The organism is Arthrobacter sp. UYEF20 (genome assembly GCF_040546335.1).
Classification (GTDB): Bacteria; Actinomycetota; Actinomycetes; order Actinomycetales; family Micrococcaceae; genus Arthrobacter.
Genome location: NZ_JBEPNP010000030.1, coordinates 1 through 15272 on the forward strand (window position 1 = coordinate 1; position 15272 = coordinate 15272).

General features: G+C 65.2%; 25 protein-coding genes. 8 read left to right on the top strand and 17 right to left on the bottom strand.

Features of this window, described 5'->3' with window-relative positions:
• From ABIB26_RS21460 to ABIB26_RS21490, 7 genes are all read right to left on the bottom strand, one after another.
• Nucleotides 1-384 (bottom strand): PRC-barrel domain-containing protein (locus ABIB26_RS21460; protein WP_354247952.1); only part of this gene is annotated, 384 nt, incomplete at its 3' end.
• Nucleotides 385-481: 97 nt separating this feature from the next.
• Nucleotides 482-1102 carry an Asp23/Gls24 family envelope stress response protein gene (locus ABIB26_RS21465; RefSeq protein ID WP_354247955.1) on the bottom strand — a complete coding sequence of 207 codons (621 nt, stop codon included), beginning with the start codon at nt 1100-1102 and terminating at the stop codon, nt 482-484.
• A 42-nt stretch (nt 1103-1144) separates the two neighbouring features.
• Nucleotides 1145-1726 carry a DUF6286 domain-containing protein gene (locus ABIB26_RS21470; RefSeq protein WP_354247957.1) on the bottom strand — a complete coding sequence of 194 codons (582 nt, stop codon included), beginning with the start codon at nt 1724-1726 and terminating at the stop codon, nt 1145-1147.
• Nucleotides 1723-2118, bottom strand: coding sequence for an Asp23/Gls24 family envelope stress response protein (locus ABIB26_RS21475; protein ID WP_354247960.1), 396 nt, complete (start codon nt 2116-2118; stop codon nt 1723-1725). The genes ABIB26_RS21470 and ABIB26_RS21475 overlap by 4 nt, the downstream gene beginning before the upstream one ends.
• Entirely contained in the window at nt 2115-2294 is a 180-nt protein-coding gene (locus tag ABIB26_RS21480; RefSeq protein WP_354247963.1) for a hypothetical protein, read from the bottom strand. Before ABIB26_RS21480 ends, ABIB26_RS21475 begins: the two co-directional genes overlap by 4 nt.
• Before the next feature lie 58 nt (nt 2295-2352).
• Nucleotides 2353-2853: an Asp23/Gls24 family envelope stress response protein gene (locus ABIB26_RS21485; RefSeq protein ID WP_354247965.1), complete on the bottom strand. Its 501-nt coding sequence runs from the start codon at nt 2851-2853 to the stop codon at nt 2353-2355.
• A gap of 294 nt (nt 2854-3147) precedes the next feature.
• Nucleotides 3148-3483: a hypothetical protein gene (locus tag ABIB26_RS21490; protein ID WP_354247968.1), complete on the bottom strand. Its 336-nt coding sequence runs from the start codon at nt 3481-3483 to the stop codon at nt 3148-3150.
• A 523-nt stretch (nt 3484-4006) separates the two neighbouring features.
• Between ABIB26_RS21490 and ABIB26_RS21495 the strand changes: the two genes are divergently transcribed.
• From ABIB26_RS21495 to ABIB26_RS21520, 6 genes are all read left to right on the top strand, one after another.
• Complete coding sequence (locus ABIB26_RS21495; protein WP_354248054.1) at nt 4007-4609, top strand: RNA polymerase sigma factor; 603 nt, start codon at nt 4007-4009, stop codon at nt 4607-4609.
• Nucleotides 4600-5184 (top strand): Asp23/Gls24 family envelope stress response protein, encoded by a 585-nt coding sequence (locus tag ABIB26_RS21500; RefSeq protein ID WP_354247971.1) that lies wholly within the window; start codon nt 4600-4602, stop codon nt 5182-5184. The genes ABIB26_RS21495 and ABIB26_RS21500 overlap by 10 nt, the downstream gene beginning before the upstream one ends.
• A complete protein-coding gene (locus ABIB26_RS21505) occupies nt 5177-5581 on the top strand; it encodes an Asp23/Gls24 family envelope stress response protein (RefSeq protein WP_354247974.1) in 405 nt (134 codons plus the stop codon). Before ABIB26_RS21500 ends, ABIB26_RS21505 begins: the two co-directional genes overlap by 8 nt.
• Nucleotides 5582-5623: 42 nt before the next feature.
• Nucleotides 5624-5863, top strand: a complete 240-nt coding sequence (locus ABIB26_RS21510) for a hypothetical protein (RefSeq protein ID WP_354247977.1) — start codon at nt 5624-5626, stop codon at nt 5861-5863.
• 118 nt (nt 5864-5981) lie between these two features.
• The gene (locus ABIB26_RS21515) at nt 5982-6203 is read left to right on the top strand and encodes a hypothetical protein (RefSeq protein WP_354247979.1); all 222 of its coding nucleotides are present in this window, start codon (nt 5982-5984) and stop codon (nt 6201-6203) included.
• A gap of 179 nt (nt 6204-6382) precedes the next feature.
• Complete coding sequence (locus ABIB26_RS21520) at nt 6383-6733, top strand: hypothetical protein (RefSeq protein ID WP_354247982.1); 351 nt, start codon at nt 6383-6385, stop codon at nt 6731-6733.
• Nucleotides 6734-6952: 219 nt separating this feature from the next.
• On the opposite strand, the gene ABIB26_RS21525 is transcribed toward ABIB26_RS21520, so the two are convergent.
• From ABIB26_RS21525 to ABIB26_RS21550, 6 genes are read right to left on the bottom strand one after another with little or no spacing between them, the layout of a single operon-like run.
• Nucleotides 6953-7351, bottom strand: coding sequence for a hypothetical protein (locus ABIB26_RS21525; RefSeq protein WP_354247984.1), 399 nt, complete (start codon nt 7349-7351; stop codon nt 6953-6955).
• 41 nt (nt 7352-7392) lie between these two features.
• Complete coding sequence (locus ABIB26_RS21530) at nt 7393-7569, bottom strand: CsbD family protein (RefSeq protein WP_354247987.1); 177 nt, start codon at nt 7567-7569, stop codon at nt 7393-7395.
• Nucleotides 7570-7579: 10 nt separating this feature from the next.
• Nucleotides 7580-8020, bottom strand: coding sequence for a hypothetical protein (locus tag ABIB26_RS21535; protein ID WP_354247990.1), 441 nt, complete (start codon nt 8018-8020; stop codon nt 7580-7582).
• 28 nt (nt 8021-8048) lie between these two features.
• Nucleotides 8049-8441, bottom strand: coding sequence for a hypothetical protein (locus ABIB26_RS21540; RefSeq protein ID WP_354247992.1), 393 nt, complete (start codon nt 8439-8441; stop codon nt 8049-8051).
• A 57-nt stretch (nt 8442-8498) separates the two neighbouring features.
• Nucleotides 8499-8834 carry a histone-like nucleoid-structuring protein Lsr2 gene (locus ABIB26_RS21545; RefSeq protein ID WP_354247995.1) on the bottom strand — a complete coding sequence of 112 codons (336 nt, stop codon included), beginning with the start codon at nt 8832-8834 and terminating at the stop codon, nt 8499-8501.
• Between the two features lie 12 nt (nt 8835-8846).
• Nucleotides 8847-9092, bottom strand: a complete 246-nt coding sequence (locus tag ABIB26_RS21550; protein WP_354247998.1) for a hypothetical protein — start codon at nt 9090-9092, stop codon at nt 8847-8849.
• Nucleotides 9093-9834: 742 nt separating this feature from the next.
• On the opposite strand from ABIB26_RS21550, the gene ABIB26_RS21555 reads away from it, so the two are divergent.
• Nucleotides 9835-10050, top strand: coding sequence for a hypothetical protein (locus ABIB26_RS21555; RefSeq protein ID WP_354248001.1), 216 nt, complete (start codon nt 9835-9837; stop codon nt 10048-10050).
• Between the two features lie 899 nt (nt 10051-10949).
• Here the strand turns inward: ABIB26_RS21555 and ABIB26_RS21560 are convergent.
• The 3 genes from ABIB26_RS21560 to ABIB26_RS21570 form a co-directional block, all read right to left on the bottom strand.
• Nucleotides 10950-11228 carry a cupin domain-containing protein gene (locus tag ABIB26_RS21560; protein ID WP_354248004.1) on the bottom strand — a complete coding sequence of 93 codons (279 nt, stop codon included), beginning with the start codon at nt 11226-11228 and terminating at the stop codon, nt 10950-10952.
• Nucleotides 11229-11453: 225 nt separating this feature from the next.
• Nucleotides 11454-11699 (bottom strand): YegP family protein, encoded by a 246-nt coding sequence (locus ABIB26_RS21565; protein ID WP_354248007.1) that lies wholly within the window; start codon nt 11697-11699, stop codon nt 11454-11456.
• Between the two features lie 476 nt (nt 11700-12175).
• Nucleotides 12176-12919, bottom strand: a complete 744-nt coding sequence (locus ABIB26_RS21570) for a hypothetical protein (protein WP_354248009.1) — start codon at nt 12917-12919, stop codon at nt 12176-12178.
• Nucleotides 12920-13340: 421 nt separating this feature from the next.
• On the opposite strand from ABIB26_RS21570, the gene ABIB26_RS21575 reads away from it, so the two are divergent.
• On the top strand, nt 13341-13607 hold the full coding sequence (locus ABIB26_RS21575) for a GlsB/YeaQ/YmgE family stress response membrane protein (protein ID WP_354248010.1): 267 nt from the start codon (nt 13341-13343) through the stop codon (nt 13605-13607).
• A gap of 582 nt (nt 13608-14189) precedes the next feature.
• Here the strand turns inward: ABIB26_RS21575 and ABIB26_RS21580 are convergent.
• Nucleotides 14190-15071: a PTS glucitol/sorbitol transporter subunit IIA family protein gene (locus ABIB26_RS21580; protein ID WP_354248012.1), complete on the bottom strand. Its 882-nt coding sequence runs from the start codon at nt 15069-15071 to the stop codon at nt 14190-14192.
• Between the last annotated feature and the right edge of the window lie 201 nt (nt 15072-15272).

The following is a 15272-nucleotide window of genomic DNA, read 5'->3' on the forward strand; positions in this document are numbered from 1 at the left end:
AGCCCTCACAGCCCACCAGATCCGCGACCAGGAATCCCTGGCAGCGTAACCGAAATAAAACGATGAAACTGTCTCAGAAACTTGACGTGCGCACCTGTCCGTTTCGGCGGTTTCCAGGTGGAGGTCTGTGTCCAGCTGCGGGGCGTCGGTGATCTGGTCTTTGGTGTAGGGCACGCGGATGTCCTGTCCCTCGGTCAGTGCGCCTTCGAACGGGACGAAGGACTCTGAGATTCCGAACAGTCCTGTCCTGACGGTCATCCAGCTGGGCCGTTCCGTGTCTTCGTCCAGGTAGACCTGTCCCATGGGGCCGATCTTGTCTCCGTCGATGGAGTGGACGGTTGCGCCCTTGGCGAGCAGATCGTCGATGTCTTCCGGGCCGAGCATGGTGTCTCCTTGGATTTTCTCTATGCGCAGGTTGGGCTGGCTTGTGGAAAAGTGAAATATCTGACTGTGAGGTCGTGTTCTTCGGCGTGAGTTGTTCTTAGTAGATGACGGTGCCGGTGGTCTCCACGGTGGTGCCGGAAATGGCGTTGCGGCCGCTGACCTCGAGCTGGATTCCTGTCCGCCGCAGTGGTGTCTCCAGTGCCGTGGAGAGGTCCGGAATGACGCGGGTGTTGATCCTGTGGAGGACGTCCTGGATGTCGGCGCGGTTGGTAACCGTGACTTTCATCGTCAGATCCGGGTCCATCGCGGTGCCGCGCAGCAGTGCCGAGGAGCCCACAACCCCGGGCAGGGTATTGATCTGGTTTTCCACCGCGGAGCCCAGCACCGAGGCATCACATACCGTGGTTCCGGAGGCGGGGTCCTGATGCAGCCGGTACCTGTCGGCGGGATTCCTTCGTGGAATCTGTGCCAGGATCCACAACAGTCCCAGGGCGCCCATGACAACCCCGGCCACCAGGACAATGGCTTTAGCAGAGGCAGGCCCGAAGACCGTGTGCAGGTCCCCTGTCACGACGGGACTCTCTGCAGCCACCGTTGCGGGGTTCATGGCGTGCAGCGTTCCGCTGGCCGCCAGCAGTATCAGAACGCCGCCGGCCAGGGCGAGAATGCCAAGGATGACCAGCCAGGTGCGGTTCAGCGCTCCGGCGTGGTGTCGCATGGGGTGCCTTCTTTCCGGAATACGGGAGGATAGTGGCCGCGGTCATTCCCTGGACCGGACGGACGCCGTGATCTTTGGGACCGGGTTGAGCCCGGCACCGGCCAGGCGTTCCCCGACCACGGCAATGACAAGGCCGCGCAGCTCCCCTGTTTCACGCAGGGCCGTGGTCACGTTCAGATGGACCGCGCGTGCCGTGGCCGTGGCCGATGCTGAACTGACGCCGTCGACGTATTCACAGTGCGCAGCCGCGTACCGCGCAACGGCCCGCCGCGTCATGACAATCTCCTGCGTGCCTGCCACCGGGACTTGCCCCCCGTCCGCGGGCGCCCGCAGCCGCAAGGCGTTAAAGCGGCCCGGAACCAGTGCTGCCGCCAGCAGGACCAGTCCCACGACCGCCGCCGCAGCCCCGACGGCCCAGACTCCCGGATCGTTCCAGGTCACACCGGTCAGCCAGTCCCGGGGTCCGGCCAGAAACACCGGCCACGAACCCGTGGCCAGCCGGGCCACTGCCGCCCATACCAGTGCCACGCCGGCGGCCAGAAGCAGCGTTCCCAGGATCAGAGCAGGAACAGCCCGGCTGGGACGGTGCCGCAGGGGTGTGGCTTTCCCATCGTGCCGGCTCATAACAGCCTCCGGCGGCCGGTGGATTCATCGGCAGGTTTCAGCCAGGACACTGTGATGTCGATCTGGCGCACCTCCTCTCCGGTCAGGGCGGTGACGCGTTCGCTGATCCGGCGGCGCAGCTGTTCAGTTACCTGGCGCAGCGGTACCGGGTAGAGCAGCCCTATTTCCACGCTGAGCACGGCGATATTGCCTGCCAGCTCGACCGTGGCTTTGGGCCGGGCGGAAAAGTCCGAATGTGCTCCGATGCCCAGAAACCCTCCTGAGGACCCGCCGGCAAAGGACTCTTCGCTGGCGACCTGACTGGCGATCTTCTCCAGCACCTTCCGGTCAAGGACGGTGCGCCCCCGCGAATCCATGTCCCGGGAGCCGGCATGCGCTGGGGTGGTGTTCATCGGCTGGATGCTTTGCCGAACAATGCCTGCAGATCCAGTTTCCCTTCCGCAATACGGCCCACTACCAGCCCGATCAGGCCAAAGAGGACCGTTATCACCAAGGCAGTAAAACCTCCGAAGGCCAAAACGATTCCTAGTACCAGGCCGACTGCCAGACACCATCGTGTAGTGGACATGCGGCACTCCTTCCAAAATCGGCTGCCGCCCGAAAACGGGGCGGAGCGGGTGAGCTGGTTACTGCAGTGGCTGCCTGGTGTCCTGTTCGGGCCGCTCATCATCGGGCAGATGAACATCGGTGACGTGGACGTTCACTTCAAGCACCTCCAGACCGGTCGCGCGCTCCACCGACTGGATGACATTGCGCCGGATATCCTGGCTCACCTCGACTATGGACGTTCCGTACTCGACGACGATGCTCAAGTCGATGGCGGTCTGGCGTTCACCCTTCTCCACGCTCACCCCGCCGCTGACATTCGTCTGGGAACCGGGAATGCGCTCGGTCATCGCGCCGAACGCGCGCCGGACAGCGCTGCCCATCGCATACACGCCGGGAACCTCACGCGTGGCCATGCCGGCCAGCTTCTGGACCACGGTTTCCTCAATGGTGGTATCCCCCCGGTCCGTGTGCAGCAGGTCGGTCGTGCGGCGCGTCTCAACGGGGGCGTTCCGTTTCTGCCCCTCCTCGGTAGCCACCATGCCACCGGACTGTGCAGGGAACTGCCGGGCTTCTGTCACGGGAACCATCTCCTCAATCAACCGATGCGACGTTGCCTACATGGTTAAAGACGCACGTCACCGCCAAACGTCACGCGGAAAGGCAGACTGTTTTGTCCCTGCTGTCCCGTTCCATCTAAGGTGAGGCAGATTCACCCAATTTGACGCATTGTCCGGCGTGTTTCATTACAGTTGACGCATTGTGGCGAGCCGCTTCACGAGACGGGCATGTTCATATTTGCGGCGCTGGAGATATACCCGTCAGGCCAGCCTGATCGGTCCGACCGATTCGGCATTTCAATGGCGAAGGACCGCCTATGGGCAGCTCTTGCCGATCGGTACGTGAATGGTCTCAGTCGTCGTGTCTGTTGTGATGGTCAGCGGCACGCATCCGGCCTCTTTGAGCCAGAAACCACCAGGATAGGCAACCCATTGCGCGCCTGCCGGATTCGATTCGCAGCCGGACACTTTCAGCTCGTTGGCCAATCTATAACCGTCGTTCGACCAGCCGATCCTCATCTTGTCCTGCATATCCGGCGGCACGAGGATCTCCATTTTGGTTCCGGTCTTGAGCGCAATCCAGACTTTCACGAAATGAAGACCCTGGTACTGGGCGCCGCCGTCGCCCCATGGCCGGACGTCTTCATCCATGACAATGGCCATCAGGTCTGGCACTGTTGGGCCGTGGGTAAGCTCCGTGACCTTCGCCCCCGACCAAGTCGGACGGGCACACTTGAAGTCCTGGATGGAATCGGCGGACGTTGGTTCAACGTCAGAGCCCTGCCGGGCTGAGGCCGTCGTTGAACTTGGGGGGACGCCTGAAGGACTCGGGGACGTGCACGAGGTCAACAAGGCCACAGCAACAAGCAAGGAACCTAAAACGCCGACCGAGTGGCTCCTCCGCTGCTCCATCCCCATTCCAGCAAGCTATACCCATGTGAACGAGGCGTCGAGAGCGTTGGCAGTCGAGGTGTAGTCTCTGCCCCGGACTCCAGACCGCCTCCGGGCAAGCAGATTGTCCAGCGATTAGCCGATTTGCGTCAACTTAGATGACACAGGACACCTGCTTCCCCGCACCGGGGCATTCCCATTACCGGCGCCGTCTGAAAATATTGGCTATAAGCCCCGGAACCCGGGTGGCGCGGTTCGGGGGCAAAGGGGGCCGGCGGTGACGATGGATGAGCGTGAACGCGTTGTCCTGACGCGGCCCGATGATCTGGACGAGGCGACCGTCGTGGCCCGGGCGCAGGACGGCAACCTGGACGCCTTCGAATACCTCGTCGAGGCGTATCAGGGCAGACTTTTCCGTCTCGCTTTCCGGATGCTGCATGACCGGGGCGACGCCGAAGACGTCGTGCAGGACACCCTGGTGGCCTGCTGGAGAAAGCTGCCGCTGCTGACAAGCGTGCAGGCTTTCAGCGGGTGGCTTTACCAGATGGCCACCAACCGCTGCCTGGACAGGCTGCGTCGACGGTCCGGTCAGGCGGAGGTCGTCCAGGAACCGGCAACTCTGCAAACAACTGCCGCTTCCTTCGCCGGACCGGGAGGCGGAGGCGATCCCGCCCACGAAGCGGAAATCTCCTGCGAGATCGACGCCCTGGCCGCAGCGCTGCTGACCCTCCCGCCCGGGCAGCGCGCCTGCTGGCTCCTGCGGGAAATCCACGAACGCAGCTACGCTGAAATAGCCGCAACGCTGAAGGTCAGTGAACAGACGGTCAGAGGCCGCCTCGCCAGAGCACGCGCACAACTCGCGGAAAAGATGAGTCAATGGCAATAGACGAAACCATCCCCCGCCTGGGCTGTGGCCGCGGCATCGACGAGGTCTGGGCATCAATCAACCAGCCCCCCACCGCCCATGAAATCAGCTGCGTCCAGTGCCGGACGGCACGGGCCAGCCTGGCAAGGCTCGCGGAGGCCACCCGCACGCTTCGGGACAACGATGCAGAAGACCCCTCCCTGCAGCCGCATCACGCCGTCAAGGACGCCATCATGAATTTGGCCCGTGCCGAAGTCCGGAGGGGCAGCCGGATCCCCGTCTACCGGGCTGAGCAGGGGGGCATCACGATCAGCGAACAAGCCATCACCTCGGTCATCTGGTTCGGCGCGGACGCCCTTCCGGGAGTACGGGCCCGCCGCTGCCGCGTCCATCCTGACCCGGATACCGCGGACGGCCCCCGCTCGGCCGGGACCTCCGACATCTCGGTGAACCTTCGAATCGCCGTGGCCTCCGGCACCGACATCCCCGGAACCGCCGCGCTGCTGCGTGAGCGGATCATCAGCATGATCACGGCGCACGTCGGGCTCAACGCCGGAGCCATCAACATCAACGTGGAGGATTTCTACGATGTCTGAGCATCCCCTCGAAGCCCGGCTGATCAGCCGCCACCTCATTGCCGACCTTGCTGCCCGCACGGCCCTCGATACACCAGGTGTCCTCCGTCTCGAACCGACCCTGAAAAACCTTCTCACCCGCCTGGGAAAAGGAACAATCCAAAATCTCCGCAGGACAGACACCCGCACCACTCCCGCCCGGCACGACGGCGTCTTCGTCACCGTCCACAACGGCATCGCCGACGTCCAGCTCGACATCGCCACCGATATCGCCTTCGCGGCCCTGAACGTCGCCCAGGCCGTGCGGGAGCAGATCGCCCGGACCATCAGCCACACCGGCCTCACCCCCGGGCGCATCGACATCTCGGTCCTGGCCATAGAGCACCCACCCACCGCCCGTCCTTCCAAGCCCCTCTGATCCAGGACACCAGTATGACGGCCACCCCACCATGGAACCGGCATGAACTCTGAACCCAACAACCAGGAAAATCCGGCCGAAGGAAACACGGACGGAACCGGCCGGCACCAAGGCAGGACATTCTGGGCAGCGGCCATCCTCCTCCCGCCGGTGCTGCTGCTGTGCGGCGTCTGGCTGCTGCTGATTGCCAGCTACCTTCCCGCCGCCGTGTTCTTCTTTGCCGCCATGGCCTCTCTGGCCTATTTCGCAGCCAGACGCCGGCGCGGCCGCAGCCCAAAATAGACGCCGGAACGGCCTTCCGGCCGGCAGGCCAACTTTCCCTGTTGGAGCAGGTCTCAGCTTTAAGCATCGGGTGCCGTCTGCCTGTTTTTACCTCCGGGGTATGTGGAATGCTTCAGCCATGCCGTTCTACGTCGAATACACCGTTAATCAGAATGCCGACATCCGTTCTGCGCTGGACGCCGCTGACCGGGAGGAAGCTCTGAGCAGGGCCACCGATACCGTGAGGGAGGCCGGGTGCCGGGCCGCCCTGCTGCGCTTCGAGGCCACAGCGAGCACCTCCTTCGGCCAGGGTGTCTTGGTTGCCCGATATTCGGAAACCGTTGGCTGGGAAACGCTCTAGGACAACCCTCTGGAGCCCTGCGAATGCTGCGAAGCCGGTCAGCCATACTCCCTGGCTATCCTTCAAGTGTGCTGCGGCCCCGTCGAATCCGTAGGATCGGAACCGCCCGGCCGGGACCTACCCGCTGCCTGTTCGATCCCCACCAACCCCGCCAAAATTACCGGAAGGATGCTGAACTGGTGCTCCCGATGAACCAACGTCCCCGCGCCGTAATCCGCGACGAATCAGGCTCCATCGTTCCTTCGGAACGCTGGAACGACGAGCAGCGCCGCGAGGCGCGCGCATCCATCATCGATCAGTTCCGCCACGGCATCCAGCGGCACACCCTGGAAGAGGTCCGCAACGAAATGGCGGCCCGCTGGACGTACGTTGAATCCTGGGAGGAAGAACAGGCCGTGAGGGAATGGATCCTGAGCCAGTTAGACGGTCTGATCGAGCTCGACAAGACCGGCCAGGTCAATCACCAAGCCACCGAGACAGGGGCACCGCAATTCCTGGATCCCATCGCCGCCCGCAAGAACCGGACGTAGGACGGAGATTTCCTGCGCGGAGGAAAAATAGGGAGGCCGGAACCGGCACCTGTCACAGCCCCGGTGGATGCGGGTGCCGCGCGTGGACGGGGGGACATCCTGCGGGGCACCGGAACAAACCCAGCAGCAGGGCGCCCAGGCCCAAACTGTCATTCCGGAACTCCTCGGCGCGCCGGCAGCCAGGTCGGAGTCCGTTCCTGGCATTTTCCGGGATTGATCTCAGACGGCGTCCGTGGGGAGGTCCCCGGGCCGGGCTGCTTCGGGCTCTCCGCTTCCGGGAAGGCCCCGCCAGATAAGTACTCCGGCGGCCGCGGCCGCAGCGAGAAGACCTGCGGCCAGCCATGCGTGGCCGTGACCGTGGTACGTGCGCCTGAGTTTCCGCTCCGCGCGGTGTACTGCCTGTTCGGCAGCCTTCCGTGCCTGTTTCGCGGACTTCCTGTTCCCTGTCAGTGTGAGGACAACTGCGTGAACCACCTCGGGCATATTGGCGTCCTCAAGCCGGGACAACGCCCAGGGCACGGCGGCGTCCACCTGGGGCGAGGGGTCCGGGGCGGCGTGCTTGATCCAGCCCGCCGCACGGTGCTGAACGTCGTGGCCGGTTTTGTGCCGTCCGATCATGGTCATCTCCTTGCGGTTCGCGGCCGTCGGTGAGTTGCGCGTCAGTGTTTCTTGAAGGCGTCTTTGACTTTCTCTGCAGCCTGCTTCAGGTTTGCCTTGGTCTGGTCGGTTTTGCCTTCGGCTTTCAGGCTTTCATCGCCGGTCGCTTCGCCGGTCTTCTCTTTGCCTTTGCCCGCGGCCTTCTCGGCGGCGTGCTTGAACTTGTCACCCAAACCCATGATCTTTCCCCTATCGAGCGGATGGTCCGCCGGGGAATCCCGGCAGGACATGTTCATCGTAACCCTGCGTTGCCGTCACCGGATCCTCATCCTGGACGCCGGACTTGGCATCCAGCTGGCCCGATATCCCGCTTATATCGCTGCCTGCGGTCCGGCCCCCGGGCATCCCCGGCAGACTCGGGATTTGCGGCGCCGTGGGCGCTGCGCGCCGTTCATTCGCGCTGCCGCTTCGGCCTGTTCCGGATGCCTGCCCGAGGGGACGTGGCCGCCACCGGTGTCTGAGAACCGTCCGGCGGAAGAGCCCGCGGGCTGTCAGTGCCAGCAACCGGGCGGCCACGGCCAGGGCCAGCAGGGCCGTGCACAGCACGAGCCCGGCGAGGAACATGGTGAAACCCAGCATGAGCGTTCCCAGAAAGATGAGGTGTAGCGAAACCGTGTACGGGTCCTCCACAGCCCTCTCCCTTCTGCCAGCAGCGCCATCACCCCGCCGGCCGGCGGTTCCTCATTCTCTCCCACAACAGGCCCGGCGGGCGTACCCGGGCACTGCCGCCTTCGTCCCGCATCAGGCGCGCGGCGTCAAGGATCCTGCGGGCGAAGATGACGCACTGGTCATCGGTGAGTGTGGCTGCGCTGGCGGTGGCCCATCCGCGCTCCCCGTCATGGACCGTCGTCATGGCCTCGCGCAGATCCAGCTGGAGGGCATAGACCGTCGGAGGCAGCCTGTGGCTGCTGTTCGCGTCGTCGGCGATGAGGCTGTACCGGTAGGCGTCGGCCAGGCGCTGCTGGATGCGCTCGGTCCCGGTGGTCAGGGTTTCCACGGCATGCTCAAGCAGGGTGAGTATATGTTCCGCTTCCGCCCGGTCTGCGCCCATGCGCTAACTGTAGCTCTGCCAAGGACCCGTGCCGGGAACCGGCGCCAGTCCCGTCCCTCAGGTGTTGGACGCCCGGAAATCCTCCACGATCCTGTCCGGGATCGGCCCGCGGGAGGCCATCTGATACCCGTTGCCGATGGCCCACCGGCGGATCCTGCCGGCGTCTAAGCTCCTGGCCGCGGCGCCGCCGGGCCTCCTTGCCGCGGTTCCGGCGGTCCCTTTGGCCTTCCGTCCGGCGGAGATGTACGGGGCCAGAAGGGACCGGAGCGCGGCGGCGTTGGCGGCGGAAAGGTCGATTTCGTGACCTGCTCCGTCGAGAGCAAATGTCACTGTCTCGTCGGCGGCGCCGCCGTCAAGGTCGTCGATCAGGATGACGGTTGCCTTCGTGGCCATGCAATCAGGTCCTTACTGTTGTCCTCCCATTAATTGCGGGGGTGTTCGGGTTCCTTCTGCCTTGGAGCGGAGGAAGTCCAGGTCCTCCCGGGAAAGCGTTGCCTGCCCGTGCTGGTCACAGTCAGCGCTTACGCCGGTTTCCTGGCAGATCGTTTCCGTCGTGGTGCGCGGCAGGATCAGGCATCCGGGGTTGTCGGTGAGCCATTGCCGTGTGGCGGGGCTGAGCCGGCCCCAGTGGTCCCGAATGTTCATCTCCATTGATGCTGCCTTCCTGAGGGGACCCGGAACCGATTCCCGGGCCCCGGTACTTGCTTGTGAGCAAAGGGTACGCCCGGCGAATCGGTGAAGGACATTGGTCGGAGGTGTGTCGGTGCCGGCGCGGCCCGCCGCATCGACTTGGTGCCGGCGAAGGGGCAGCAGATGACAAGGCATCGACGGTCTGGGGGACCCTGACAATGGCGGGCAGGACAGCGGGTTTTTCACAACCAGCAATGTCGGACCCGAATGGAAAGCTGTAGGATTCCGGCGAGCTGTCGCTCTGTTCAGAGCCCCACCGAGAGGGGCCGACGATGGCTGGGGATACGCCCGGTCTCAGGGGCGTCTGTCATCGCCGACCCGGTCTGATCCTCCGGACCCTGCTGCCCGAAAAACTCTTGCCGTGACGCGCTGCGCGGACTGCTGCCGCGCAGCAGCAGAGAAATCATGCCTCAGTACAGTCAACCCGGGATTGGCGGTCAAGTCACGAGTAGTTTGTACCTGCTCTTGGCTCCATTCCGCTGCCTGTTTCCCGGAGGAATCCGCCCGCACCCAGTAGAGTGCCCCGACACAGGAGCCGGGCCATGCTGCGTCCCTCCGCTGTGAACTTGTCGTGCGACACGCGCCACCGACCAGCCGGGCTGCTCTCGATCCTGCGGTGAACGCGGACCGGAAGTACGCTTACTATTCCACCACGGGAATGCTACCGTGAAGATCCACCCGCAGGCGGATCCTGGAGACGACGATGAGCGTGAATGAGGCAGGGAAAGACCCCCGCGACGACGATCCCACCAGCGGCCGGAAGCTGACGGGCCCTGCTGGCCTCGGCCGGGACGGCACCATTCCCGGCTCACCGGATGGTGTGGGGCTCGGTGCCAGCACGGAGCCGAACACCTTCGAGCCGGAAGAGGATCCGGACGCAACCGCCGAAGCGGCCGAAGACAGCGAAGATACCCGCTGAGGAAACCGCCGCAGCCTCCGGGCCGTGACCCGGTCGACCGGTGGGCTGACCGTCCGGCTAAGGCTGTGGCCGCCGGCGCCTCGCTGTAAACCCCGACGGCCTTCCGGCAGAAAGAGCCGACTCCGATGCAGGAGCATGCCTCCAGGATGACGGCCGGAGTGTTCCATCAGTCCGGCACCGACGCAGTCGTCCCTGATGCTCGGGGGGTTGGGCGACAGGATGATCCCGGAAGTCAGACGGTCGATGGAGCCGTGTGTGGGGCTCCCGGAAACGGTGAGATCCCGCGCGTGGGATCCGGATACGGCGGTACCGGTCCCGGATCGGGTACGGGCAAGGGGCCGGGTGCCGGATTCGGATCGGGGCCGGGCGGAACTGGCGACGTCGGGTCCGGGGAGCCCGGGCCCGGCTGCGGGGGAAAGGGTTCAGGTTCGCGGGTCGGCGGAATGGTCATGGCGTGCCCCCTGGGATTCTGGCCCGATACCGGATGGAGACTTCAGACTACGTCCCCCGGTGACGGGCGGCTATGGACCGCGTTGACTCTCTAAACTCCGCGTAGCCGGATGCGTTGCCTCATTTTAAACCCTCCGCGAAGCGGCGTGGTCCGCGGTGTTGGCCCCGATTGGCCAGCTATGCCCGTTTTCATGGAGCTAACGATGGCCCAGCGGCAAGCTGTGACGAAGAAGAAAGCCCTCGCCTACAGGTGCGCCGATCGTGCAGGGAGGTCCCGGATCCTGGACGAGCTGGTTGAATTGACCAGTTGGCACCGCGACTATGCCCGGGCGGCCCTGCGAGACGCCCTCGTCCTGAAGATCGTCAAGCCCAGGCCGGGGAGGACTCCGGTCTACGGGCCGGATCTGCTCCCTGCGCTGACCAGCCGGTGCTCCGGCGGGCTGTTTTTGCTAGGAGAGCTTTTCGACTTCGACGAACATGATCCAGGCGGTGCCGCGGTTTTCGATGCTGTGCGCGGCGCCTGCCGGGCGGGCGTAGCTTTGGCCGATGCTGAGCTCGACGGCAGTCTGGGCACCATCCGGGGCCGTCGCCCGCAGGGTCCCCTCGGTCAGGGGCACGACCACGTACTCGTACTCATGGACGTGCGCCGGGATCGTGTCGCCAGGCTCCAGTTCCCAGCGTGTCACCCGGAAGGAGCTGTTCTCGATCTGTATTTCACTGATGGCCATGGTGCTCCTGTGGTTGGCTATGGTCGCCGTGCCGGTCAGCCGGGTTTTATCCGTCCATGACCGGGGAGTTGCGCTGATGCGGTTCAGGCTGCGTTGGGCCGGCGGGCGCCGCGGCCCGGTGTGCTGTGTCCCGGTCTTCCCTGTCGCCCCGGTCTTCCCTATCGCCCTGGTCTTCCTGGCGTGCCGGTGGCCGTCCCGGGCGGCGGGGCCGGCGCTGGCCGGGCTTTAGTGGATGGTGGAGCGGTGGTCCGGGCCGCGGGGGCCACGGCTGACGGGGCGCGCACGGGGATGTCGGGGCAGAGGTCGGTGATCAGTCCCATTCCGGCGTTCGCGGACGGCGGCGATGCCGGCGACCGCGGCGGCTTTGTCGGGGAATGATCTGGAGAGGGCCATTACTGTACCGTCGGCGGCCTTGAGCCTGAATCTGAAGTACTGGGTGTCGTCGGTGAAGAGTTCGAATGTGCCGGTCATCGGTGTCCTCCTGGACGCGGGAAGGAGCCGCGCCGGTATTCTCCTCGGGCCCGGATGCGGCGTTGCATCCCGGGCCTCTGGTCCGTCGAAAGTATTCTGTGCTGCGGATTCTGTGCTGCGGTTCTGTCCTGAGGGTTCTGTGAGGCAAGCCACAGGGTCACCCAGCCTACGGTACGCGGACGGTAAGCTTACTGGCCAGTATCCGGGTGGCCCCGGGGTTGATGTGCCTCTGGGTTCCCGGCGCGATCCCCTGCCATCCGAAGAGAGACGTGACGTACAGTGGTGGTTTCCCGCTCGGGAAAAGAGGGAGACCGGTGCCCTGCCGCACCGGTCTCCCTCTCCTTTTGCCCTGGATCTGGCGCTGACAGTCTGATCGGTGCCCGGCGGGCCCGGAGGTTGCAGGATCCAGCCGGTTTGGCCCGGACGCGGCCGCCGGTCCCTAAGGGGCGGCGCCTGCTTCGCGTCCCGGACCGGGTTCAGGCAGTCAGGACAGGGACGTGGCCAGTTGCCAGGGTACCCAGGCGTGCGGCGGGGTCCAGGTTCAGCCCGGTATCGGTGATCTCCAGGTAATCACCGCTGATGACCAGCACCTTGCCTTTCCGTGCGGCCGCGTCCAGCCATTCAGCGTCTCCGGCATCCCGGCGGTCCATCTGGTGGGAGTACATGTGCCCGCCGTCGATGCTGAGGATGACCAGGCCGCTCTCGGCCACGGTGCAGTCGACGCCGGGGCCCACCTCCCGGACCTGGTCGACGATTTCGTCATAGCCGGTGCCCAGGGAGAGCCGGAAGCCGTGGGTGAGCAGCACGGAGACAAGGGCGGAAGTCAGTTCCCCGCCCGGTTCACGGAAGGTCAGGACCGGGACCAGCGTAAAGGCCAGCACGGGTATCGTCCGTGCCCGGACGCGCGGCCCCAAGGTGAACCTCGCCCCAATGACTGCAAGTTCGTCCGGCCCGCCGGCGGCCCGGTGCAGGCTCACCCCCGGTTCCCGGCAGCGCCGGTGGCAGATGCAGGTGTCGAAGCTCTGGTACTCGAACCCATCCGCATCGGTGCCGTCGGTGATGTCCACTATCAGGGAGAGCAGCTCATCCGGCTGCAACGCCAGCCCGCAGGCGGCGCACTCGGCGGCCAGGTCAGCGGCCAGGGTCACGAAGTGGGTCGTGTCCCTGCCCTTGAACGCTGCCAGACGTTCGTCCCAGGCGACATTGCGTGTGGTCGGCATGGAAGCCAGCCTACTGCCCGCCAGCTGGCCGGCTTGCCGGTGGGCCGCTCCGAAGCACCCGGTCCCCGATCACTTCCCTGTGCATCAACTTTGCTGTGTCGGCGGGGGCCGGGCGGGACGGCGTGGGTGGCCCGGCTCCCGACGATCTGTGACCGAGGGCCGTTTGGGGCCGGCGCTACGGGCGGCCGGCGCCGATGCCGGACCTGGCCCGTTTATACCCGGTGGCCCCGGAGCATGTCAGGCCGCCACGATCTGAGCCCATACGCTCAGAGGCACCGGTCATCAGGATATGCGTGCAAAGACGGCACATGAAGCGGACCATTTCCGATGGGCCACTAAGCCTGCCGGTGGTAAATATGCGGACTATCCTTGAGTATCATCGGAAGATTTCGGCGTTGGCTTATTGAAAGGACTTGCAGTCATGGGAATTCTCGGATTTCTGCTCCTTGGGCTCATCGCGGGAGCGATTGCCAAGGCCATCCTTCCCGGCAGGCAGGGCGGCGGATGGGTGCTCACGCTCGTTCTCGGGGTTGTCGGGGCGATCCTTGGCGGGTGGATCGGTTCTCTGATTTTCGGGGGCGGTCTGGGTGACTTTTTCAACCTCAGGACGTGGCTGCTCTCCATCCTCGGCGCCGTCATCGTGCTCCTGATCTTTGGGGCCGTCAGTGGTCGCAGAAGCCGGGTCTGACCTGAACCGGGTCTGACCTGGAGGAGTTGCAACGGGAGAAAGTCCCGGACGGGGGTGACTCCGCGACGCCCCTTTCCCCTCGATCAGCGCCCCCTACGCTGTCGCTGCTAAAGGGGATTTCCCGGACCGGGGTGGGGTCTTTGCGGAAGACGCGGTCCGCCCCCGGTTATTCACAAACCCGTCCAGGAAATGATGCCGGTGACAGGGAAGAGAGGTTTCGCAGCGGTGAAGGGACCGCGAAGGCCAGACCCCGGCACCCCGGAAGACGGCGGCGGGAAGTGGGCAGCGGATTCCTCGACGAACGCGGGCCACGAGTACCCAGTCCATCCTGACTCTTTCCTTCGGCGCCCGGGCTGCCCGGAGCGGCGTACCGGTGCTCGTCTTCGCCGGGGCCGGGGCCGGTGCACGTTGCCGCGTCGCGGTCGGACGGTCAGGGTGACGTTTTCGTGGCGAGTTGGCAGCCGAACTCGGCCGCCAAACTCGAACTGGCCCAAAGCGCGATCGCCGGGCCGGGCTGCAAGCAGTGAGCGATCAGCAACTGCCGATACCGTTGAGCCCGCGGCCCCACATTGCTGTGAGGTATCAGTGCAGCAGTCGCCGGGGCAAGTCCCGGACCTGTTTCGGAAGGTTGACAGCGCTTTCCTGGCGCTCAGGGGCCCTGCCGGCCCGGAAGGGGAGGCGTGCGCGGGTCGGGCCGACGAGGGTTGCGTGCTCCCCGTCCTGTGCTTCAAGGTCCAGCTGGACCATATGGTGCCGGTGCCCGACGGTGGTCACCCTGTACTCGGCTTCGCGTATCCGTACGGTATCGCCGACCTGTAGCTTCTTGAGGTGGGGTCTGGAACTGTGAAACGACTTGAAGTCATGGGAGTTTTCGGGGCAATCCTTGGCGGGTGAATCGGGTCTCGGATTCTCGTCGGCGGCCCGGGTGGCTTTTTCAACCTCAGGACATGGCTGCTCTCCATCCTCGGCGCCGTCACCGTGCTCCTGATTTTCGGGGCCGTCACCGGCAAAAGCCGGGTCTGACCCGCAGTAGTTGCAACGGGGGCCGTCCGCCCGGTACGGCTCCGGGGCTGTGTCACCGGGGGTGTTCGGCTTGCGGAGGCCCGCCGCGCCGGTGTGTTCAGGCGGCGTGATCAGGCTGATCCGGACGGTCACCGTCACCTCCATCGAAGCCGGGGCGGTGGCAATTGGGGGAGAGGTTGTCAGTTCGTTCCGGATGGCGGCGGCGACCCGCCGCGCGACTGCCGGGGCCGGGCTGGCGGGGTCCACGCCGATCCTGACCTGCACGCTCGTAGCCGTGCCAACCGTGCTGAGAGTGACGGCAGCTTCCGGGAGGCTGCCTGCACCGGTGATGGCGTCTGCGATGCCGGCGGCGGTCCGCTGCCAGGCGGGATCCGCAGGGTACAGGGCGGTGACTCCCGGGATGTCCCGGATCAGCCGGCTCAGACGCTCGGGGGTGTTCAAGTTCCGGTCCTTTCCGGCTGGCGGCTGGCGGGGGGGCCTTCCGGACATCGGAGAACGTGATGTTGATGGTGCGGATATTCAGTTCGGTGTGGGCTGCGAGGGCAGCCTCCAGGGCGTTGCGCAACCGCTGGGCCATGGCGTGGAACGCGTACCCGTAAAAGGCTGAGACGCGCAAATCCAGATCGACGGGTGCGCCCGGGG